Origin of the sequence: Bacillus bruguierae (assembly GCF_037104725.1) — a bacterium.
GTDB lineage: Bacteria > Bacillota > Bacilli > Bacillales > Bacillaceae_G > Bacillus_A > Bacillus_A bruguierae.
The window spans coordinates 64,030-85,660 of the sequence record NZ_JBAWSX010000018.1; the positions used below are offsets into that span (position 1 = coordinate 64,030).

The 21,631-nt window shown below is 34.2% G+C and carries 20 protein-coding genes and 4 pseudogenes; 8 read left to right on the top strand and 16 right to left on the bottom strand.

Annotation, left to right across the window (positions count from 1 at the left end):
- Nucleotides 1-268: 268 nt before the first annotated feature.
- The 3 genes from WAZ07_RS22065 to WAZ07_RS22075 all read right to left on the bottom strand — a co-directional run bounded on the left by WAZ07_RS22065 (nucleotide 269) and on the right by WAZ07_RS22075 (nucleotide 2,413).
- Nucleotides 269-757, bottom strand: coding sequence for a hypothetical protein (locus WAZ07_RS22065; protein ID WP_336474161.1), 489 nt, complete (start codon nucleotides 755-757; stop codon nucleotides 269-271).
- A 110-nt stretch (nucleotides 758-867) separates the two neighbouring features.
- Nucleotides 868-1,674, bottom strand: a complete 807-nt coding sequence (locus WAZ07_RS22070) for a YwqG family protein (RefSeq protein WP_336474162.1) — start codon at nucleotides 1,672-1,674, stop codon at nucleotides 868-870.
- Nucleotides 1,675-1,969: 295 nt separating this feature from the next.
- A complete protein-coding gene (locus tag WAZ07_RS22075) occupies nucleotides 1,970-2,413 on the bottom strand; it encodes a SpoIID/LytB domain-containing protein (protein ID WP_336474163.1) in 444 nt (147 codons plus the stop codon).
- Nucleotides 2,414-2,651: 238 nt separating this feature from the next.
- On the opposite strand from WAZ07_RS22075, the gene WAZ07_RS22080 reads away from it, so the two are divergent.
- Nucleotides 2,652-3,131: a hypothetical protein gene (locus tag WAZ07_RS22080; RefSeq protein WP_336474164.1), complete on the top strand. Its 480-nt coding sequence runs from the start codon at nucleotides 2,652-2,654 to the stop codon at nucleotides 3,129-3,131.
- A gap of 330 nt (nucleotides 3,132-3,461) precedes the next feature.
- Nucleotides 3,462-4,406: pseudogene (locus WAZ07_RS22085) on the top strand (transposase); the annotation flags it as partial.
- Here WAZ07_RS22085 and WAZ07_RS22090 read toward each other — a convergent pair.
- Nucleotides 4,395-4,613 (bottom strand): annotated as a pseudogene (locus WAZ07_RS22090) (Lamassu anti-phage system protein LmuA); the annotation flags it as partial. The pseudogenes WAZ07_RS22085 and WAZ07_RS22090 overlap by 12 nt on opposite strands.
- Nucleotides 4,614-4,986: 373 nt before the next feature.
- Between WAZ07_RS22090 and WAZ07_RS22095 the strand changes: the two are divergent.
- Both WAZ07_RS22095 and WAZ07_RS26335 read left to right on the top strand, forming a co-directional pair.
- Nucleotides 4,987-5,349, top strand: a complete 363-nt coding sequence (locus WAZ07_RS22095) for a hypothetical protein (RefSeq protein WP_336474165.1) — start codon at nucleotides 4,987-4,989, stop codon at nucleotides 5,347-5,349.
- Between the two features lie 101 nt (nucleotides 5,350-5,450).
- Nucleotides 5,451-5,681, top strand: a pseudogene (locus WAZ07_RS26335) (protein NO VEIN domain-containing protein); the annotation flags it as partial.
- Between the two features lie 164 nt (nucleotides 5,682-5,845).
- Here WAZ07_RS26335 and WAZ07_RS22100 read toward each other — a convergent pair.
- Nucleotides 5,846-6,628, bottom strand: a complete 783-nt coding sequence (locus WAZ07_RS22100) for a BglII/BstYI family type II restriction endonuclease (protein WP_336474166.1) — start codon at nucleotides 6,626-6,628, stop codon at nucleotides 5,846-5,848.
- Nucleotides 6,629-7,120: 492 nt separating this feature from the next.
- Between WAZ07_RS22100 and WAZ07_RS22105 the strand changes: the two genes are divergently transcribed.
- Nucleotides 7,121-7,327, top strand: a complete 207-nt coding sequence (locus WAZ07_RS22105) for a hypothetical protein (protein ID WP_336474167.1) — start codon at nucleotides 7,121-7,123, stop codon at nucleotides 7,325-7,327.
- Between the two features lie 789 nt (nucleotides 7,328-8,116).
- On the opposite strand, the gene dcm is transcribed toward WAZ07_RS22105, so the two are convergent.
- On the bottom strand, nucleotides 8,117-9,400 hold the full coding sequence (gene dcm, locus WAZ07_RS22110; RefSeq protein WP_336474168.1) for a DNA (cytosine-5-)-methyltransferase: 1,284 nt from the start codon (nucleotides 9,398-9,400) through the stop codon (nucleotides 8,117-8,119).
- A 381-nt stretch (nucleotides 9,401-9,781) separates the two neighbouring features.
- On the opposite strand from dcm, the gene WAZ07_RS22115 reads away from it, so the two are divergent.
- Nucleotides 9,782-11,173 carry a Sau3AI family type II restriction endonuclease gene (locus WAZ07_RS22115; RefSeq protein ID WP_336474169.1) on the top strand — a complete coding sequence of 464 codons (1,392 nt, stop codon included), beginning with the start codon at nucleotides 9,782-9,784 and terminating at the stop codon, nucleotides 11,171-11,173.
- Between the two features lie 192 nt (nucleotides 11,174-11,365).
- On the opposite strand, the gene WAZ07_RS22120 is transcribed toward WAZ07_RS22115, so the two are convergent.
- From WAZ07_RS22120 to WAZ07_RS22135, 4 genes are all read right to left on the bottom strand, one after another.
- The gene (locus WAZ07_RS22120) at nucleotides 11,366-11,545 is read right to left on the bottom strand and encodes a hypothetical protein (RefSeq protein WP_336474170.1); all 180 of its coding nucleotides are present in this window, start codon (nucleotides 11,543-11,545) and stop codon (nucleotides 11,366-11,368) included.
- A 384-nt stretch (nucleotides 11,546-11,929) separates the two neighbouring features.
- Nucleotides 11,930-12,055 carry a hypothetical protein gene (locus WAZ07_RS22125; protein WP_336474171.1) on the bottom strand — a complete coding sequence of 42 codons (126 nt, stop codon included), beginning with the start codon at nucleotides 12,053-12,055 and terminating at the stop codon, nucleotides 11,930-11,932.
- Nucleotides 12,056-12,153: 98 nt separating this feature from the next.
- Nucleotides 12,154-12,621 (bottom strand): hypothetical protein, encoded by a 468-nt coding sequence (locus WAZ07_RS22130; RefSeq protein WP_336474172.1) that lies wholly within the window; start codon nucleotides 12,619-12,621, stop codon nucleotides 12,154-12,156.
- A gap of 186 nt (nucleotides 12,622-12,807) precedes the next feature.
- The gene (locus WAZ07_RS22135) at nucleotides 12,808-14,655 is read right to left on the bottom strand and encodes a PDDEXK-like family protein (protein WP_336474173.1); all 1,848 of its coding nucleotides are present in this window, start codon (nucleotides 14,653-14,655) and stop codon (nucleotides 12,808-12,810) included.
- Nucleotides 14,656-14,842: 187 nt separating this feature from the next.
- On the opposite strand from WAZ07_RS22135, the pseudogene WAZ07_RS22140 reads away from it, so the two are divergent.
- Together WAZ07_RS22140 and WAZ07_RS22145 are read left to right on the top strand one after the other, a co-directional pair.
- A pseudogene (locus tag WAZ07_RS22140) lies at nucleotides 14,843-15,001 on the top strand (zincin-like metallopeptidase toxin domain-containing protein); the annotation flags it as partial.
- Nucleotides 14,994-15,545, top strand: coding sequence for a hypothetical protein (locus WAZ07_RS22145; RefSeq protein WP_336474174.1), 552 nt, complete (start codon nucleotides 14,994-14,996; stop codon nucleotides 15,543-15,545). The pseudogene WAZ07_RS22140 and the gene WAZ07_RS22145, both read left to right, overlap by 8 nt.
- A gap of 365 nt (nucleotides 15,546-15,910) precedes the next feature.
- On the opposite strand, the gene WAZ07_RS22150 is transcribed toward WAZ07_RS22145, so the two are convergent.
- The 6 genes from WAZ07_RS22150 to WAZ07_RS22175 all read right to left on the bottom strand — a co-directional run.
- Nucleotides 15,911-16,933 (bottom strand): serine hydrolase domain-containing protein, encoded by a 1,023-nt coding sequence (locus WAZ07_RS22150; RefSeq protein WP_336474175.1) that lies wholly within the window; start codon nucleotides 16,931-16,933, stop codon nucleotides 15,911-15,913.
- A gap of 34 nt (nucleotides 16,934-16,967) precedes the next feature.
- The gene (locus WAZ07_RS22155; protein ID WP_336474176.1) at nucleotides 16,968-17,792 is read right to left on the bottom strand and encodes a MerR family transcriptional regulator; all 825 of its coding nucleotides are present in this window, start codon (nucleotides 17,790-17,792) and stop codon (nucleotides 16,968-16,970) included.
- Nucleotides 17,793-18,086: 294 nt separating this feature from the next.
- Nucleotides 18,087-19,307: an L-2-hydroxyglutarate oxidase gene (gene lhgO / locus WAZ07_RS22160; protein WP_336474177.1), complete on the bottom strand. Its 1,221-nt coding sequence runs from the start codon at nucleotides 19,305-19,307 to the stop codon at nucleotides 18,087-18,089.
- A 74-nt stretch (nucleotides 19,308-19,381) separates the two neighbouring features.
- Nucleotides 19,382-20,323: a glutarate dioxygenase GlaH gene (glaH, locus tag WAZ07_RS22165; protein WP_336474182.1), complete on the bottom strand. Its 942-nt coding sequence runs from the start codon at nucleotides 20,321-20,323 to the stop codon at nucleotides 19,382-19,384.
- 364 nt (nucleotides 20,324-20,687) lie between these two features.
- Nucleotides 20,688-21,146 carry a DUF2262 domain-containing protein gene (locus tag WAZ07_RS22170; protein ID WP_336474178.1) on the bottom strand — a complete coding sequence of 153 codons (459 nt, stop codon included), beginning with the start codon at nucleotides 21,144-21,146 and terminating at the stop codon, nucleotides 20,688-20,690.
- Between the two features lie 336 nt (nucleotides 21,147-21,482).
- Nucleotides 21,483-21,631: thiol-activated cytolysin C-terminal domain-containing protein (locus WAZ07_RS22175; protein WP_336472375.1), on the bottom strand; the 149-nt coding region annotated here is incomplete at its 5' end.

The window sequence follows — 21,631 nt, forward strand, 5'->3', positions numbered from 1 at the left end:
ATAAAAATTATCATACAAATGATCTGTATTGCAAAGATGAATTGTTATGCAGATCATTTGTATGAGCAAACGTCCCTTTAGATTAATTTGAAGGGACGTTTTTAGGTTTCTACATACTCAGAACTGTTAATAAGTGAAGTTATGTTAACTCAGAAAAGATCATTCAATACAACCGAAATCTTAGATAGAAAGATAGTGGTAGATTGACAGAATTATACCCACTTTATGTAAAGAACATACTACAAATAACCCTATCAAGTTCTAGGATTTAATCGAACCATTTGTCTCCATCAGTAATCCATTTACTGTTATGTAAATCAAAGCATGGATCATAATCATGAAAACTAAAGTAGGCAGGCATTTTAACGCTTGTACCACCTGCTTTATTCCAACACGCAGCAAACCATTCCACAATAGCTTCTGTTTCAATTTTAGATAGTTCCTCACCATTTTGATCATAAAACTCCCAAAATTCATCTGATTTTCCATCATAGTATTCTATATCTTCTATTAAATCGTGACTACCTGAAAAGATGCTGCTATCGCTCCCTTCATAAAAGACTTCACTTGCTCCCCCGTCCATGGAATACATTACAATGGACATTCCAAACCCCTGAACAAAAGCTGTGAAATCCAATAAATCTATCCCCTTATAATAATTAAAATGAATTGTCTCTTTTATATTTCGAATCAGATTATCGGAATGTTCTTCAAGACCCTTTTTTAAAGAACTTGTGTAATTTTCTATTGTAAACAAACGATTCACCCCATATTCTAATTAAATTTCCAATATATTCCCCTCATCTAATAATACAAAAATTAAGTATTAAAAATATGCACTACCTCGTCAAACATACTCTCCCATCCTTAGAAACAATCCCAATTGTATAACACATCTGAAAAGTCTAACCGAGCTAAGTCATCTTTATTAATAAAAAAGTTTGCAACACCTGAATCTCCCCACATAATTCCTAAATCATCATCTGTATCAATCTGTAAAAGCAGCGTATCATATTTGCTACCCTCATCTCGTGGATCATACTGTGTAAAGAACGGATACCCACCAATCCTATGTCCTATATTACTCATATGATCAACGTATAACTCCCATAACTCAACCGTTCTATCACCGTCTTGTACCTCTTTTTCTCCCTCAAAACCCACAAGGAACTCACTTCCGAATCGATAATCACAAGTTGTAACTGGCTGTAATCTTTCTTCAAATACAAGTTCCGCTTCCAAAGGAGAAATGAACTCTTCTTCATCTTCCCCAATATCATAGTTAAACTCAGTAACCAATTTGCTTTTGTCTTTGATAATATCTTGACGATATATAACTCTAAACCCTTCTTGGGTTGTAGGATTATCAAAATCCGCCCCAACTAGATCATCTGTAGCATCTACAAAGAATTGTAAGATGCCTTGTGTCGGCATGCTATCGATATGCGGCACATCTTCAAAATTAATTTGTGCCAGCAAACGCAATGCCTCCCCTTGTTTGTTTTTAGGCAGTTCCTCACCAATTAGCAAATAAGGATCTCCACCAATTTTACTCCCCCATAACTCTGTAGTCCCTACTTTACCTGTCATTTTTAGTGTGGGTTTTAATGATTTTAAAATATCCTCTTTATAGCTTTTTAATTGTTCTGGAATATATAACTCTATGTCTTTCATTTAGAATCCCCCCTGTTTTTATTTAAATGTTAACATAACAAAACATCTTATAGATATATTTCCTATGTGGTAGTTACATGACTAGCATTGTTTGCGTTTACAAATTGAGATTTTATTTAAAACGTGAAGGTGATTTTTAACCCAGCCTATTAAGAAAATAGACCGCACACCGTCTTCAACGAGCTGTATTACCCGGATTGTCCCAAAATTTCTATTAAGAGCTTTTAACCGTTTTTGTAAAGCTTGTATGTATGGTCCTCTATCATCAATTTTCAAGTCACGACCGGGATACGTTTCAAATCCCCCCTATTGGTGTAGCTGTTCTTAATTCTAATAGTTTATATTTGCGGTTGTAAAAATGCCGGAGGATTTCCATATTATTCTTCTCACTGCGAGCAAGTTCATTAGCTTTGAGTTGATATAATGTATCACGTACAGGTGTTTTACCGTACTGGGACAAGATTGGCGAATTCAATCCAAGGGTTCCAATATATTGTCCGAGTATTTCATCCACGACGTCGATGATGTTAGATTGCATGCTTTGATTTGGAATGAATACCTGGTCTTCACTAATACATGTGATATCAAAATCATACCCTGCCCACTTGTAATACTCCGTATAAATCCAGTTAAGAGTGTATGAAACGATTGCTATAACATTGACCTTGATCGCTTCTACATGATAATCGACTCCAACTTCATGGCTGGCTACCTTACGAAAGTAATCCAGTGACGTCATTCTAATATCTCGGGCTCTCCTATCAGTTGATGGACCTTGTCTTAACCTATATGATGTCTAGTATTTTTAAATCCAATTATCGAAAATAAGCTTATAACGCCTATGAAACCTTCTCAACACCATAAGCCTTGCGATGTATGTTAAGCATTCGCCTAATTATACATAGACAATCATCCAGTGTATACATGGCCAAATATACTATCGGGAAAACTAAAATTTAGATAAGGAGGAACATACATTGAATTACAGACAGATCCCCTATTACGGACCCTCTTCATTTCTTTATCCCTATTCCTACCTTAGACTGGTACCCGACCGAGTAGAAATACCTCAACAAATAGACGAATTGAAGAAAGAAATAGGACAATTGAGAAGAATGGTTTATGTTCTTCAAGTAATCCAACGACTATCCACACCATCCATCGTAAAAATTCCCTACACAAAAATGTATAACAACCAACCTGACTATGGTACGGTAACGATTAATGTTGGTTTACCTAATATTATAGTGGTGATCGAGCAGGAGTCGGGTGATCTAATAGCGGCTGGCTTTACAGGTGCTGACGGCAGAATTACATTCGAAAATGTCCCTGTAACACATTCTATGGGGGCTAGAAAGTACGCAATCGTTGAAGATTTAAAATACACTGGTATGGTGCATATTTCTTCAAGTCCTGGTAAAGTAGAAACGTACGATCTGCCAGTTAGTTTAAGATAGATCAATAGAATCAAGATCCACTCAGTTAAACAAATCAAACACAGGGATTCATTAATGTTGATGGGTCCTTTTTTATTTAATTACGATTGTCCCTATATCATGACAACACAAAGTTTACATGAACATGAAAAAGCCATCCTTGAAATGAAATGACCCCCAAAAGTTAGACAAATTATTTCATTAGGCAGCTTTCTGGGCATAAGCTCGGTATTGTACGAGGGCACTGAAAAACTCCCTCTAGTTCCACTTGGCGAGATATTCGACGATTCAATCGTCGAATATCTCGCCTTTTTAATTTATAATAGAGCGACTCTCAAGTTAAGTCCGTACATGGCCATTTACGATATTGTCGTGCCAAAAGATAATATGCTTCGTCAAATTAACGAACTGATGGATTTCTCATTCATTTTAGAGGAATTGAAAACAAAATATTGTTTAGATAATGGAAGAAATACGATTCCTCCAATTCGAATGTTTAAGTACTTATTGTTAAAAACCATTTTTGATATATCTGATGTAGACCTTGTCGAACGTTCAAAATATGACATGTCTTTCAAGTATTTTTTAGATATGGCGCCAGAAGATGACGTGATTGATTCAAGTTCACTCACAAAATTCCGTAGACTTCGTCTTCAGGACGTAAATTTATTAGATATGCTCATTGGAAAAACAGTTGAAATCGCACTCGAAAAGAACATTATCAAAAGTAAAACAATCATTGTGGACGCAACACATACCAAAGCACGTTATAACCAAAAATCACCGAAAGAATTTTTACAAGAGAAATCGAAACATACCCGCAAAGCAGTGTATCAATTCGATAAATCCATGAAAGAAAAATTTCCAAAGAAGAATACTTCTAATGAGGTAAAAGATGAAATAGCTTACTGTGAAAAATTAATTGCCATTATTGAAAACGAACCACAAATCGCTCATCTACCAATCGTAAAGGAAAAATTGAACGTGTTAAAAAAAGCTGTAGAAGATACGCAAGAACATCTAAATTATTCAACAGACACCGATGCACGAGTAGGACATAAAACAGCAGATAGTTCTTTCTTTGGTTATAAAACACATTTAGCAATTAGTGATGAACGTATTATTACAGCAGCAGTCGTTACAACAGGCGAAAAGTCAGATGGACATTATCTACAAGAACTGATTGAAAAAAGTAAAGTAACAGGAATGGAAGTTGAAACAGTTATCGCTGACACGGCTTATTCAGGGAAAAACAATTTACTTTATACAAAAGAACAAAGCATTCAATTGATAAGTCACAATGGTTGGTTTTTCGTTTGATGTTTTAAATATGACCACATCATCAATACAATCCATGGCAACAGTAAAATCTTCGTTTTGATATAATTCAAAAATCTTCCACATAGCAAAACTAATTTGCATAGCTAACCTATTTGAAGACCTCGAACCTGTATTTTCACGTGCTTCGTAAGTTTCCAAGCTAGGATAAGAATTTATATCCACTAGCCACCCCTCCTTTAAACCCCAAAGACAATTTTACAATTCCATTTATATAATGAATTTTCTATTTTCCGTTCAAGACTCTTGCTCTTAAACAGCAGTAACAAAACAAATTTTTTACCATATTATATCAATTTAAAACTACACTTTGTTATAAATTTCATTTTTCATCCTAAATCACCCAGTACTAACGAGCTTGTTAATTTCTTTTTTGTATACATTTCTATTACGTACAACAAAACTACGTAAATAACGAACATGGTGCGTTTACTTGTATTTAATGTTCAACTTAGGTTGTGTATCGTCTTTTCCATACATCCATTCAATCCGCTCAAAAACAAGTTTTTTAAAAGTCTCTCCTGTCATAAGAAGCAATATGGTTAGAAAATATACCCAATATTTTGAGAGAAATGGCACTAGAGCTTTACAAATTATTGAAAGCGAACAAATCTTAGCCTTTGAAGATGAAGTACAAGAACCTAATAGAATTTTAGGATACAAGATTTATTTTAATAATAGTGATGCTGAGACAAACACACCTTTAGATGAAGCGGATACAGGTGATTACAATATATCAATAGAAGATAAAACTTTGATAGAAATTGAACCACCTTTTTCTCAAGGGCAAGAAGATAATTCACAACGGACAAATAACCACAGAAGCGATCGACGTGCAACAAATCGAAATTATGAGAGAAAACAAAGGAGAAATAAAATTGTTGATGATGCGCAGAAATAATGGCGTTAAATATTGAAAAAGAAAAACTAATAGCAGCTAATCGTGCAGATTTGGCTGAACAGGTAGAACATGTTTCAGAAACATAGGGTGATGGTCTTGGATATGGTATCAAATCTTTCAAAATGGATGGAACTGAGATTTATATAGAAGTGAAGGGTTCTAGTGAAACAGTAAATAAAGGATTCCCCATTTCAAACTCTGAAGTAAAATTTCCAAGAGAATCTACAGAGCAATTCTATCTTTATCGCGTATACGATTTAAATAGTAATAAACCTAAATATTTCAAATTAAAGGGTCCTATAGAAGAACATTTCGATTTAATACAGACATAATATTTCGCAAAAATTAAGTGAGATCTCATAGTCCCTATTTTTTAACAAATTATAATTAAAACAGGGACTACCTATAATACGAATATAATAATTTTATAATGAATTTATTAAACATTATTATTAATTTTTAATTACTTTGTAACAATTCACATAATATCTTCTTTTTACTTTATATCTATACCAATTAACCAAATAGGCATACTTAAAACACTTTTAAACTCTTCAAATATATTCCTAGATTTTTCAAAATTTACTGTTCCATCACTTATCGCATTAGCAAGGTTTCCTGTTGCAGTTATATAAATAAATAAATCTACATCTTCATCTCGTTCAATTTGAATTACTTTTAATATATCTCGATAAGCTAGACTCCAGTTACCAAATTGAATTTCACCAAGAATAGTTGGAATTTGTTTTTTAAAGTCTAGATCCGTACCAATAGGTGTGTCTAAATTCATCTTTTTTGATAATTCATGCCAAAGCGATCGTTTATCTAGTTCTTTTTTCCATAACTCTTGCCCATCAAAAACAGCCCTTCTACCATAACATAAATTTCTAAAATTAACTAAATTATATTGATCATCAATGTGGGCAAAATCAAATCCACCTGTTTGTAAAGAATCAAAAAAAACACCTTCTTTAAATGTAACCTCATATTTAAATTTTAATTTTGATTTTTTAAATCTATTTCTAATCCCTTTATTTAGAGGAGTAGTTTCAATTCTTCCTTTATAATAGGGATTTTTTTTAGTTTTTTTGAACTCATAATTGAACTTTTGTTCAGTTACCTTTCCGTTAAGAGCTGACGTAATGGCCCCTTTTACATCAGTATAGTTCTCTAAAAATAAGTCGCTGTGTCGAAAATGTTCTTCATTAGCTATGTATAATTCACCCGAAGTTCTTTTTTTCCATTCTTCAGCTTGCTGTTTATCCATTTTCATTTGCATTATTTAACCTCAGTTCTTTTTAAAATAAATTTATCCAATCATCCAAAATAGTCACTTCACTAATCTTAGTATTATTTTTTTGTAGGATGCTGAACATGTTTGATTTTGAAAGTTTCTGGTGCCCCTAATCCGATAATCAATAATGGAGCGCTCAATTAATTATTTAATAGCAGCAAGTATTCAACGAGCATAAATCCTAATTATTAATTATAACAAATTTAATGCACTAATTAATAATTAGGATAATTTAATATTGTTAATTTATTTTTATTTTCTAAAAAAATAATTATTCAGAATACATCATGTTATCAAAATTGGTATCAATCTAAAACAAAAACCTTAGAAAATCTAATAACTGAGTTCTCTAAGATTTAATTACTAGATAGATCACTATTACTACCTTAGAAATATCTTTTCGTTTTAGGCCTTAGTCTGTTTTTCTTTTAGTCTGGATACATAAAGAAACAAGACGGTACATTAAGAATGTTTTTAATGTTATTTGGATACCTTTTTTCATTTGTGGATACTAACGAAGTATTTACAGAAGGAGATGGACTTGGTTTTGTTACACTCATTAATCCAAGAGATGCATCCACCCAATTCGAAGGAATTTACAAAAAAGGGGAATATCACTTAGTGGATAAATTTGTCCCTCAAATATTAGCGCTTATATATAAAAAAGGATTCGGAAGTCTCTAGTAAATTATTGTTCTTTCAATCTAGGTGCCAAGTAGACTTTGTTATATTAAGATGACTCCTATTTAAAGATTGATTTTCCAAACAAATCTCCAATCTCACACTAGGCAATCCACTTGCGTTTTCATATCAAATTGAATCGCATCCTTAATGACACAATCACATCGCCTTGGATTGAAGGTTTATTTTTCACCCTAAAAAAGGTACACTTTAATGTACACCTTCTTATACGAGTTTATCCGTGATTTACTCCCGAATCGGTTAAAAAACATACTTTAAACTAATCGTGTAATTCATTCAAATTCAAATTTGTTTCCTATGTAAATCGCTATATCTATAAAATTTTTTTAGCAAAAGAGGCTTTCCAAAAGAAAGCCTCTTTAATTACTCACTGCCACATCTATTATTTTTCATTCAATTCTATATCTTTCCTTACAAGCAGGGAACAGCACTCCACATGACTCAACTGTGAGAACAGTCTATCTTATATTGTCGCTTTCAACATTTTAATATTTGTTGAGTGTAATAGTAATTACCCATTTGACTATTACTTCCTCTTGGTCGCCAAATTAAAAGGATACAATTAACAATAACTTTTATTACTATATGGCATACCATTATATTCAAACACTAAAAATTATATTTGTTCCTCATTACTGTCCCCACTCTTACATCCAATCTTCAGAAATACAAATAGCCTGATTCTGTCTTGATACAGAATCAAGCTATTTATTTAAAACTTTCTATTTTATAGGAAGTACAACTCTCTTTATAAAAAAACATTCTAAATTCTTAAAGTAAACTTAGTTGTACCCAACCACCCTTCTCTTCCTCTTCTTTATTGATTTCTAAAATCCGTTTCCCCATTCGTTCTACCAATCCAACAACAAGTGCATTACCCATACAGAAATATCTATTTCTTTGAGGCATACCTGTATTTGTCCAATCCATAGGGAACCCATTCAACAATTCACATTCTACAGGAGTCAGATATCTCAAACGTCTAGTGTAAGGATCTTCAATCACATGAGAGCTTCTATTACATGTTCCTTCGCTAGTTAACATTGTACGACCCGGCTTGTCTAAATTATCTGGGAATGCCATTCCTCCCTCAGAATAAAAGTACTTATGCCCAGTTGCTTTTGATACTCTCTCTTCTTTTTTCGGACCTTTCAAATACTGAAGCTCTTCAAACTCTGTTCGACCTTTTTTATTCACCTTATCCGTTTTTAAATAGTAAGATTCAGCAGCTGGTCCAAAGTTATCATATGCTTTTTGAACAACTTCACCTAATGTTTCAGATGCTTCGGTTACTGGAAGAACTTCTTCAGTATATACTTGTCCATTCCTCATTATACCAGCGTTATAATATTCTGCTTTAAACGTATCCGACACTTCTACAATATCTTTTGGCAAAGTATATTGCCCTCTTTTTTTGTTCTCTAAAGGTGCTTCATGCACATTAAATATTGGTGCAAAAAATCCATTTTTATATAAGATTTCTAACGATTCAGTCCCATTTTGAGCAGAAGTAAAATGCGATTCGTTTAAATAAGCAAAAATAAATATTCTTCTTCTTCTTTGCGAAAATCCATAATCCGCAGCATTAATCACTCGCCACTCTACCGTATAACCCGCATCTCGGAAGCTTGCTAACATAATAGAAAAATCACGACCTCTTTGTTTCGCAGGTGATTTCAATAATCGGTCCACATTCTCTAATAAAACAAACTTAGGCTTGCGATTATTAACAATGTTCATAATTTCCCAAAAAAGAACGCCTTTTTTTCCTTGTATCCCTTTTTCGTTCGATAAAGTACGTGCTACAGAATAGTCCTGACAAGGAAAACCTCCTACTAACAAATCGTGCTCAGGTACATCATGCCAAACTTTAGCTATATCTTCATTTACATGTATTCCTTTATTTTCAAAGCGAGTTGCATAACAATTATATGCATGTTGTGCTTTAGTAGACGGTTCCCACTGATTTCCCCAAAGAACCTCAAAGTCTTCATTTGCTTCAAGACCTAACCTAAAACCTCCTACTCCCGCAAAAAGTTCTACTACTTTCATCATAAATACACGAACATCCTTTCGGTATTTTATTTACCTATGCTTCATTATAATAAAAAGTAAGAAAAAGATCAACTACAACATTATACAAATAAAGAATTCTATAACTTTTTCTTACATTGTGCCTATAAAAACACTCTAGTACTTTGCTTAAAACATTATAAACTAAACAAAGTTACTTGAAAAGATCCCAAACAAAAATTTTTGTAGGAATGAAATTCCTTTTTACGTTATTCATATTGAATTTGTATAAAATTGAAAAATAGCTTTTATTATATCCTAGCTTTATATGTAATATTTTCACTCTCCGAAGAAAAATCACAAAGTAACTGCAGTCTCTACACACTATACAAAACAGCAATATATTCAAGGAGGAGTTCTACTATGGAATACACTACAATAGAAGAATTAATGTTGAAAGCAAAAGAAGCTGAGGGAAAAACATTTGGCGAGATTGACTCCACTAACAGGCTTGCAAACGCTAAGTCAAAAGGTGGCCTTGGTCAAGTAGTAGAAGAAAGTTTTTTCGGATATGAAATAAACTCAAATGCAGAAGCAGACTTTGCAAATCTTGGTATTGAGCTAAAAGTTACACCATTTAAACGCAATAAAAACGGGACTTTATCTGCCAAAGAACGTTTAGTATTAAATATTATCAACTATATGGAAGAAGTTCATACACACTTTGAAACATCAAGCTTTTGGAAAAAGAACGAAAAATTATTACTTATGTTTTATGAGTGGGTAGCGGATGTAGATCGTAAAGATTACCACATTACAAAAAGCCTGCTTTTCACATATCCTGAAGCTGATTTGGAAATAATTAAACAAGATTGGGAAACAATTGTAACTAAGATTCACTCTGGAAAAGCCCATGAATTATCCGAAGGGGATACAAACTATTTAGGTGCTTGTACAAAAGGATCGAATAAAAATTCTCTTCGCACACAACCTTATTCCGAAACACCCGCGATGCAACGAGCTTTTTCATTAAAGCCATCTTATATGACAGCATTAGTACGTAGGTACATTCAAAATGAGGAGCTTATAAGTTTTACAAATGCAAATGAACTAAAAAGCAAGTCTTTAGAAGACATTCTATACTCTAAATTTGCACCGTACATAGGACTGACAGATAAAGAAATTGCTCAAAAACTATCGGTAGATTATAAACCGGGCTCTAAAAGTTTTGTTCCATCACTAGTAAGTTCTTTACTAGGTATTAAAGGAACACATCTTGATAATATTGAAGAGTTTGCAAAAGCAAATATACAATTTAAAACAATTCGTTTAGAACCAAACGGTATCCCTAAAGAAAGTATGTCGTTTGAGACAATCGATTTTAATCAATGGACGAATGAAACATGGGAAGAAAGTTATTTACGTGAAAGATTTTATGAAACAAAGTTTTTATTTGTTGTTTTTGAATTTAAACAAACAAAAAAGGAAAATCCAGAACGTGAACTTTATTTAAAAGGAATCAAACTTTGGAACATGCCTGTCCGTACGATAGAAACCGAAATAAAACAACTATGGCAAGAAGTTAACAAGATATTAAAAGAAGGAATTCAAATTCAATACCAGAAACGTGGCACTAAAATGGTCGAAACAAATAATTTGCCAAAGAGCAACTTCAACGGCGTTACACACATACGCCCAAAAGCTAAAGACGGTTCAGATAAAATAACACTCCCTGATGGACAAAAAATCACGAAACAATGTTATTGGTTAAATAATACTTACATAGCTAGTATTATTAATGACGATAACAAATAACTTTTCCTTAAAACAAAAACAATACTCCTTTTTATTCAGCGTACAGTTAAATAAGAAGGAGTATTGCTTATCTTTTTATATTATGTTCTTAATCTAACGCTCATAAAGATAGCTTTTTAACAACATAAAATGCAAATAAGTATTAGCATTACTCTATTTTTCTACTTTAGCATCCATTCTAAAATAAGACATTCATTCACCTGCAATATCCACCAATAACTCTACAACACCTTGGCATTCCACTTCACCAATCAACACATTCATACTCTCTAATACTTCCTTCGTATCCGACCAATCACCAATATTACTCGTACTCGTATAAATTCTTGTATAAGATGCATCTGGATTTTTAGCTCGTGCACTTATTTTCATGCCTTTGCTTTCAAGTTTTGTGAGTAACGCGATTCTTTTATAAGATTCAAGTGGACCTACTTCTATGTCGAATGGTAAATTTCAAATTTATCTACCCTCACTATTTTAAAAGGATTAACACGATTTAACTTACTATGTAACCTGTTAAACAAAAAAATGATAGAATTCCAAAGTTCTAGTCCATTGTTTTAAGTAGCGTCCTTGTCATTATGTCTTATCAGAAAACTTATCTAGTTCCATTCTAGTTGTTGAATTTTATAGCACAACTATTTTATCGTTATGTTTATTTATTAAAAAAATAACTCAATAAACATCAAAAATGGCCCCAGTGTAATACCGAAACCATCTTTTAACCGCATAAAATTACAGATATATATATCCATTTTAATTTTCCGCCATATAAGTCGCTGCTATGCCGAATACACCATGACCGCTTCTTGCTTTCTCCTTTTGTTTTAACCCTTGCATGTGGCAGAAATAGGAACTGACCGCTTCTATGCATGGCCACATGCTCTCGCCCACCTAAAAAAAGAGGGGTTTTATGTCAATTTTTCAATTTGTATTTATATAGTATCCACTTATAATGTACAATTCAAGAATATTCCTAATTAGATAGATAAACTAAAATCATGTGCAGATCTATTATTGAAAATTTCAAATTCAAGAATCTGGATAATGAGTGTCTCTCCCCATTCATCCCTTGGAATTATTTTATAATTTTTTAAATACTTGATTCCTGAATCGATTCCCAAATACTCATCAACTTTTACTTTGCCTAGAAATGTTGTAAAGTAGTTTCTGAAAATTAAATCCTCCGATATATAAAAACTTTTTACCTTAAAACCCTTCTTTGCTAATTCTTGAGGGTATGCATCGTTCATTAAAACCCTACTTAACGGATCAATGATAATAATCCAATTGTTAGCATATCCTACTCCAATACTATTTCCCATAGAAACAGATGAGATATCTTCAAAATATACATCAGTTTGTCCTAACTCAAACACATCTGGAATCACATTTTCAATCTCGTTTTCATCTGCATAAACAGCCATTACACCAATATTCCAAGACATTTTTCACCTCTAAATTCATCTGATTTTTTTGTTCACCTTAACTTGCTCTTATTCATTAGATTACAGTTCTGTATAACTCTTATTATAAAGTGAAACTTCCATTAATAAGGGCTTTGTTTTTTAATTCAGACCATCAATGTTACAATTTTTTACCCAGCATACAAATAGCTGGAATACATAATAACATTACTCTCCCGCTATCTCCACCAAACTCTGTATAACAATCTGACATCCCTCATTATCAAATAATTCATTCATACTCTCTAATACTTCTTTCGTATCCGACCAATCACTAACATTACTTGTACTCGTATAAATCCTTGTATAAGATGCATCCGGATTTTTAGCCCGTGTGCTTATTTTCATTCCTTTATCTTCGAGTTTTGTAAGTAACGCGATTCTTTTATAAGATTCAAGTGGGCCTACTTCTATGATGAACTTTAATCTATTGTCTTTTAGGCGTTCAAACCACATAATCACGCAATTGTTTAACCACCAATTCCATTGCGGTACTCCAAATTGTTCTTCAAGTAACCGGAATTCTGGCATAATAAACGATGGCAGTCTATGATGAATGTTATAGCATTCTTCTTGTAGATTATGTTGTGTAACAAATAATTGAAATGCAGCAGCTAAGGTAACCTTGTCAACTTGACCACTTGGGATGTGACTAGAATCAAAGGTTTCGGTTTCCGCAATATCTTCCTCGTATACGATACTTGTTATCGCCTCAGTTATTGATGAAATTACTTTATTAAAACTATTGCTGTTATACATTTTGTTCATTTTACGAAGTATTTCATCTTTATCTGTCCAATTGTGAATTTCTTCATTTGCAGCATAGATTCTCGTATACATAGATCCAGCTTCTTTCGATTTTCCTTTAATAGGTATCCCATTCTCTTCTAATTTGTTTAATAGCTGTAATCTTTTTTCATACTCTAATGGACCTACTTCAATAATGAATTTCATCCGGTCTTCTGCTTTTTTCTCAAACCATATAATCAGAGCATTATTCAACCACCAGTCCCCTTTTGGTATTCCTAGAACATTATCAAGCTGTCTCCATTCAGGGAAAATAAAAGAAGGGATGCGAATATGTTCACGATAACAATTACTTGAGATTTCATTTTGATGAACAAATTGTAAGAATGCTTCTCTCATTACACTATTTCCTATTTCGTATACAAAATCAATCGTTTCTGCATGAGCCGTATATATTTTACGGAAAGATTCACGTTCCTCTAAAGTTAAACGATCCATGATATTTGATATTTTACTAACGGCAGACTTTCCTAATGTCTTTCCTGAATTACCCACAAACAGAAAGTCAATTGCCTCTTTATGCTTTTTGTACACATTCATTGCCAGTTCAACATCTTCTTCGTCTCGAATCAGTTCGCCTTCTAATACATCTAAATAGTAATAAAGAAAATCTTGAATCGAATTACAAATATAGGTACTGTTAATTTCTAAATATGCTTTTAATATGTTTAATATATCTCCATAGTCTAAAATAAAATAATCTGAATGACTTGGAGCAATACCATCCAAGCTTAAAAATATGGGGACAATCGTATAACCTTCGTATGTATCATGAACAAATTTTAAGTAGTTTTGTAGTTGCCCATCTGATTCTGACGACTTATATTTATTTTCAATCAAGATTACGATTTTCTGCGACTCTGATACAGCTAAAATATCAATACGTTTATTATCCGTTGTCTGCACTTCACGAAGAACTTCCAAATCATGTAGCGCCTGTCTATGTAACTTAATAAAGTCATATTTACCAATTAACCTTTCATTCTCTGCCTTTACAAATACTTTAGAGAGTAACTTGCTTATAAAAAAAGCACCCAAATTATGATTACCATTTGGATCATGTAGCCAAGAAATGATGTTCGAATGACGAATTTCAAATTTATCGACCCTTAATATTTTAAAAGGATTGAAACGATTCAACTTACTGTGCAGCTTCTCAAACTCAAATGAATGATCTAAAAGTGATAAAACCTCAAAATTATAGTCCATATTTGGCACCACCATTATGTATTGTTGAATGTATCTATCCTCATTTTATCTAAATTCCTTACTAGCACAAGAATAACAAACACGTTCTTTAAAACGATGTTCAGGAGGAACTGTTCTACCACAACAATGACTAGAATTAGGAAAAGAGAGTTACTTGAAACAAACCCTTTTATAAAGAGAAGAGCATGTATACAATACAGTTATGAAGAATAAAGCAAAGTTCACAAGGGCTAATATAACTACTGTTACTGAACGTTATATTTATTCGGTCAGAAATGGACAAAAGGCACTATATGGATGGCCGCCTGCTAATTCTGAAATATTTAAGGGGTGTTTAGATGAGTAATAGAGCAAAACTATCTGCTAAGAAAGCATTACATATTGCACAAGAATACTTGAATGAACGTAATAAAAACTACCTTCCGCGGACAATAAATAACGATATAAACCAATCAGTTCAGTTTTATGATAAGTTTTTTGCAATTGATGGTTGCGCATGGCTTGTTGAGCTAGACTTTAAAGATTTTGATAAGTTCATTGTTATTTCTGATGAAAAAGAAGCCATTGCGTTTTTAATAATAGGAGTTAATAAAAATAAAATACTCAATATACACACTAAATTAAATACAGATAGATTGATCCGAATTTCCCAAGATTACAATGTTGAAAATCACTTAGAAGGAATGATTTATACAAATACCGGAGAGTCAATAACTTTTTATGAACGTTACGATGGTTTTGATGGTTATGCTTGGCACGTTAACACGAAAGTACCACCTTCGCCCTTTGGTGATGGTGATGATGTAGACCTTGTTATTTCTGATGAAAAAGCATGCGTCGAGTATATGTATGACCCATCAGGATACCCTATAACCCCACATTTACGATGATGACGATGATTAATCAATTAAAATGCATGATAAACATGAATTTAATCATGGTGAAATAAAACAATATCGACCATGATTATGAGCAGGAAACAGCTTAAAAACAACCAATAAGTGGTAATTACAATAAAAATGATATTTTATTTCTTAATCATGAATTATATGATGAAAAACACCTCTACTTACAAAGCTGCCTTACAAATAAATAAAACGATATCGACCGCTTTTACCAATATATCGGCGCTTTTCAAAATATATCGACCGTTCTTTGAAATATATTGGCGATTCGACATGAAATAAAGATCTCCCAATAAATTTCGTCATACAAATGAGACTATCCCTAAAGGATAGCCTCCATTTTGCTAGACTTAGTAGTTATCTATCACACCCGGAATAACACATTCCTTAATCAACTCCCACCTATCACGAGGGTTAACAATAAATTCTGATGCAATCGCCACAACGAGGTCTTTTTCCGGAATACAACAAATAACATTCCCACCATCACCCCGTGCTAAGTACGCAAAAATCCCGTCCTCTTCATGTACCCACCATAAATAACCGTAATGATTTGGGTTTATCATTGTTGATTCGTCAATCCATGTCTTGGAAATAACCTGATTGTTGTCCCAAATACCACCGTTCAAATATAGAAGACCAAAACGGGCCATGTCACGGGGAGTTAGCGTAAGCCCCCATCCGCCAGTGGAGTTACCGTTTGGATCTTCCACCCACCCTTTCACATTTTTCCCGAATAAGTCTTCAAATCCAAATGATTTCATTTTATAATCTGGGATTTCTTTCATGCCGATAGGTTTAAATAGGCGTTCGTTGGCAAACTCACGAGCGCTTTTTCCTGTACTACGCGTGATGATGGCTGAAAGCAGATGTGCTCCTGCGGTGGAATATTTAAAATCGCCAAGTTTTCCTTTTTCGCCTAGCATATCGAGAGTATATGTTACCCAGTCTGGTTGTTGGCACAACTTGTCTAATGGTTCATGCCAGTCCTCAAATGGATATGGTGCTGTCATGGTGAGAAGGTGGCGTATGGTGATTTCCTGCTTTTGGGCAGCATTGAAAACATATTCAGGGAAAAAATCTAGCACTTTCTGATCTACATTTTGAATATATCCTGCATCTATAGCAATCCCAATAAGGGCAGAAATAATACTTTTCGTTACAGACGCCACATGATGCGTATCATCCGGACCGTAACCATTATAATATTTTTCATAGGCAATATATCCTTTTCTCACAACAACAATGCCGTTTATATTGCTGTGATCGGATTTTATCATAGATTCAAGCGCTGAAAGTTTTTCAGGGTTCATTCTCAAGGTTGCCGGATCTGCAGTTTGCCATTTTGTAGGTGGCAAGTCATTTCTTTTCATGATAGATACCTCCTGTTTTATTTAGCGACCGCTGCTATTTTTTCTTTACTGGAAAATACACCTCTGTCACAATATCTTCAGGAACGGCGGCTTGATTAGGGTCGGTTACATATACTTCATATGGCGGGTGTATCAATTCATATCCTTCCTTTTCAATCCATTCCATCAAGTTAGCATATACCGATGTCAATTCTGGATATGCCCCCTTTAAAACAGACTTTGCACAAAGGCCTCCTGGCAAATCTCTCGTTCCTTTTACAGCCTCTTCTATAGGGACGGCAAACTCCGTATCATTGCCGGCAGGATTGTATTCAGAGTTGTAATAAATAGTCATTGGCATACCAAGCAAAGTGAGCTTTTCTCTAGCAATCTTTTCATATAGCCTGTTAAAATATTTTCCATATCCCGCAGCATAGTCATCACTACTCATCATCTGACGCATAGAAAGGATATTCATTGGCTGTGTTTCAACAAGTTGTACTTCTATATTGTCAAGGTATGACATAATTGGTATGCCTTTCTCTAGATTGAGAATGTCATTACTCATTTGGTTTAAGGTATATGCAAAAGCATTTAGCTTTTCCTGTATTTCCTTTCTTTTACGATTAAGAGCAGAAAACAGTTTCTCTTCTGACTGATCCTCTTCCAATTCCAAAATGACCTTAATTTCTTCCAGAGAAAAATGATAGGATTTTAAACGGTTGATAAAGAGCATCTTTTTTAGTTGCCTGATGGAATAATACCTATAACCATTTTCAGGGTTAATCTCATCAGGATGAATTAATCCAATTTCATCATAATATCGAAGGGTTTTTGTCGATACTTCGCATATCTTTGAAAATTCTCCAATCGATAGCAAGAGACCACCTCCATTCTTCATATTTTTATACGGACTAAATGCTTTGTTCTATTCTTTTATACACTTTACCCTAAGGGGAAAGTCAACTGGAATAATAATCAGATATATTCCTGGGATCTAAGCTTCCATATCAACCAATAAAACAATATCGACCATTCTTACCAATATATTGGCGCTTTTCAAAATATATCAACCGTTCTTTGAAATATATCGGCGATTGGACACAGAATAAGGACCCTCCGACAAATTTCACCACATAAAAGAGACTATCCCTCAAGGACAGCCTCCTTCTAACTAAGCTTTTACACAAAATAAGCCCGCTGGAATCACCCTATCCGGAACCTGCTCAGCAATCGCCTCTCCAATTTTCAAGCTCGCTGTTGCAGCTGGGGACGGGGCATTGCAGATGTGCATGGAGTTGATACCTGGAATAATACAAAAGTCATCTACCATGTTTCCGTTAGAGAGAATCGCCTGCGCCCTTACCCCCGCATGAGTTGGAACAATATCCTTCTCTGTGAGTTCTGGGATTAGACGCTGTAAGCTTTTGAGAAAAGATTGTTTACTGAAAGAGCGGATCATTTCTTTCATGCCTTCTTTCATGTTTGGCATGGCCATTTTCCAAAAGCCGGTGTAAGTCATGGTTTCGATAAAGTCTTTTAGGTCAAAGTCTTTTTTTGTGTAGCCTTCTCGTTTGAAGCTTAAGACGGCATTGGGGCCTGCGTGTACGTCTCCGTTTATCATTCTTGTAAAATGCACACCTAAGAACGGAAAGTCCGGATTGGGTACGGGATAGATTAAGTGTTTCACGAGATGGCGTCGTTCTGGAATGAGTTCGTAATATTCGCCTCGAAATGGGACGATTTTCATATCTGTTAATATTCCTGCTTTTTTGGCGATTCGATCGCTGTGTAAGCCAGCGCAGTTAATGAGAAATTTCGTTACAAATACGCCTTGGTTTGTTTCGATTGTAACAACGTCCTTTTTTTCAGAGATATGCTTTGCTTTTGTTCCTAGGTGCACTTCTCCACCGTTTTTCTCAATGAAGCGGGCAAATGCATAGCTGACTCCTTTGTAATCGGCAATGCCGCAAGACGGAACGCGAATTGCGCCTAGTCCTTTAACATGGGGCTCGATTTCGGATAATTCTTCTGGACTAATTTTCGAAATGTCTAGGTCGTTTTGCAGGCCTCTTTCATATAGGTTCTGCAGGAGCGGAAGTTCTTCTCTTTCTGTCGCGACAATGACCTTTCCGCACATGTCATAGGCAATTCCGTTTTCTTTACAGAACTGCACCATTGCAGCATTTCCTTCTTTCGCAAATTTTGCTTTGAAGCTGCCTGGTTTATAGTAAATGCCGGAATGGATGACACCGCTATTATGTCCCGTTTGGTGATGGGCAAGTTCATTTTCTTTTTCAATGATTGCGATTTTGGCATGAGGGAATTTTTTCGTTAAGGCCATCCCTGTTGACAGCCCGACAATTCCTCCGCCGATAATGATAAAATCGTACATGTTGTTATCCCTCCTAAAAAAATATCTATGTATATCATGAAAGGCAGGCCTTGTTTCAAGACCCGCCATGCAGATTATGATTTGGAAAAGCAGCCTCGTTGGCGCATTAACTCTCGGTATAAATCTTTATTTTTCTCAAAAGGAGCTCGCCCGTGCATCCAAAATAGGTTATTTAAAAGAACTAAATCACCAACTGGTAATTTTAATGCATGTGTTGCTGGAGAGTTTTCGACTGAGTGTGATAGCTCTTTCAGATAGTTTGCTTGTTCAATGTTATCAGGGTAAGCAAATTGATCAATAAAGCAAATACACGGCGCATTATTTACATCAAAAAATGTTTCACGGTGTACGATTTCTTGGGCATTTTTACTTGGAGGTGCTTTGTATGTGATTTTGACAGATGCTAGTGGATGGTTTCGAAATGTATCAAGCTCTTCCCAATCATCTAAATGAAGTAAACGTGATTCACCGCCTACTGCATTTTTTTCCTCTATTTTCATCATTAGCAGCCAATCTGTCGGTTCGTCAACAAATGTTCCGTCTGTATGAAGCGTAAATAATCGATACGCTTGGCGCAGATAAGAATCGCTGCTGTCTGTATCTTTCACGTTAAATCTCGCATAGTACGTTCCTGTCATGGCGTCAAAGTTAGGCGTGCCAATGAAATGCGTTAATGCCGTTGCAAATTTCACATAGTCTTCTGCCGCTGTCGTTTCACCCTGGACACCAATTGTAAATCCGCCCGTTTCGCGGTCATGAATAATCCCGCGAACATTCTCCATAAAAGATGTACCAAAGATTTTTTTCATTTGATCAGCAAGAATAAAGCGGGAATAAGGAATGTATTGCAATGATTGCTCAGAATGTTCTTTGACCTCTTCGAAAAACTGCCCAAGCAATTGCTGATTTAACACAATATGATACAAACGTTTATGTTCTGGATGAGGCATAATTTCATACCCCTCATATTTCTTTGCGAATTTCATGTTCATTTTTTGTTCCGTGATCATTGAAATCTTCCTCCTTAGTCTGGATAAACTAAAAAGCCAGTCATACGCATCTACAATATATACATTGTAGAAACGTACAACTGGCTTAAAATTACGAGTGTCTTTAATCTCTTAAAGTACAATAATAATAGACAGTTTTTCTATTCAACTATGTGCAAATCAGAAAGTGAAGATCGGATGTAGAGAAGGCTCATTTCTCGTATGGATCTTATCACTCCATAATTAAATGTTAATTCAAAATTTTCTGAATGTCAATGTGTTTTTATTATTTTTCGTAGAGATAATAGAGAATGGTATTTGTTACATATAATTTAAAAGTTGTGAATTAACGTAACCTCGCATTATTCTTGCAACTTTTATCTAATTAAAACTACACCTCTGCACTTAATAACTTGTAATCATTATCAAAACAAGCATGTATCCTATGTCCTCCAAATAAATCTCCATCATGATATTCACAGTATATATCATTTTCTCTAATTTCGATGTCATAGAGAGTAATTGCTTTTTCAAATTCTTCTTTAGTTACATCATATTCTCCTGCATCTACAGCATCCCAATTTAAATGTTCATCATTCTCGTCATACTCAGGCCAAAAATCATTTTTGTAATCAATCAATTTCTCTGCTATGGCTACTTTAGCCTTTTTATCAAATTCTTCTCTGCATAAAAAAAGCTTCTCTGCTCTTTTAATCATTTCATTAACATCTACATATTCATTTCTCATGTCCAATTGCCAATGTATTTTCCCCTTATTTTGCTCATATACTTTACAAGCCTCATTAAAGGTAAACACTCCAATCAATTCACTTTGTATTGATTTTTCCATCTCCTAATTTCCTTTCTATTAATATATAGTCCTCCATTGATTACATTGACATTTTCTTGCTTTTTTATCTCTAATTCGTTATAGAAATGAATCACTCCTTCTTAAACTAAACTACACGTTAATTTAGGAAAAACCTTCACAATCTCTTCTAAGCTATTACATAGAAATCTTATTTTTTATAAGGTATTGTTCAACAATCTAGCTCGATAGTTGAAGAAGAAGAATACAATACGCTCATATCATTCTGGGAAAATTGTACGCTAAGGACTACAAAACCTTATCATTACAGCGACCAAGTAAAAAAGCGCCCTATAAACAGGGCGCTTCCACTTTTAATTAATGACTAATATTAGCACTTGGGTATAATGTTGTTCCTCCAATTGAAACTTTCATTTCATTTGTTAATGGAACATTTTGTTCATTAATAATTGTTCTCCACCATTCCCATGCAAGACCTGTACATTCTCTTGCTACGACTTTTACAT

Coding starts and splice junctions, on each gene's coding strand:
- WAZ07_RS22070 (WP_336474162.1), bottom strand. CDS start 1,674: ATGAAAGACATAGAGTTATATATTCCAGAACAATTAAAAAGCTATAAA.
- WAZ07_RS22075 (WP_336474163.1), bottom strand. CDS start 2,413: ATGACGTCACTGGATTACTTTCGTAAGGTAGCCAGCCATGAAGTTGGA.
- WAZ07_RS22095 (WP_336474165.1), top strand. CDS start 4,987: ATGGTTAGAAAATATACCCAATATTTTGAGAGAAATGGCACTAGAGCT.
- WAZ07_RS22100 (WP_336474166.1), bottom strand. CDS start 6,628: ATGCAAATGAAAATGGATAAACAGCAAGCTGAAGAATGGAAAAAAAGA.
- WAZ07_RS22105 (WP_336474167.1), top strand. CDS start 7,121: ATGTTATTTGGATACCTTTTTTCATTTGTGGATACTAACGAAGTATTT.
- dcm (WP_336474168.1), bottom strand. CDS start 9,400: ATGATGAAAGTAGTAGAACTTTTTGCGGGAGTAGGAGGTTTTAGGTTA.
- WAZ07_RS22115 (WP_336474169.1), top strand. CDS start 9,782: ATGGAATACACTACAATAGAAGAATTAATGTTGAAAGCAAAAGAAGCT.
- WAZ07_RS22120 (WP_336474170.1), bottom strand. CDS start 11,545: ATGAAAATAAGTGCACGAGCTAAAAATCCAGATGCATCTTATACAAGA.
- WAZ07_RS22125 (WP_336474171.1), bottom strand. CDS start 12,055: ATGTGGCCATGCATAGAAGCGGTCAGTTCCTATTTCTGCCACATGCAA.
- WAZ07_RS22130 (WP_336474172.1), bottom strand. CDS start 12,621: ATGTCTTGGAATATTGGTGTAATGGCTGTTTATGCAGATGAAAACGAG.
- WAZ07_RS22135 (WP_336474173.1), bottom strand. CDS start 14,655: ATGGACTATAATTTTGAGGTTTTATCACTTTTAGATCATTCATTTGAG.
- WAZ07_RS22145 (WP_336474174.1), top strand. CDS start 14,994: ATGAGTAATAGAGCAAAACTATCTGCTAAGAAAGCATTACATATTGCA.
- WAZ07_RS22150 (WP_336474175.1), bottom strand. CDS start 16,933: ATGAAAAGAAATGACTTGCCACCTACAAAATGGCAAACTGCAGATCCG.
- lhgO (WP_336474177.1), bottom strand. CDS start 19,307: ATGTACGATTTTATCATTATCGGCGGAGGAATTGTCGGGCTGTCAACA.
- WAZ07_RS22170 (WP_336474178.1), bottom strand. CDS start 21,146: ATGGAAAAATCAATACAAAGTGAATTGATTGGAGTGTTTACCTTTAAT.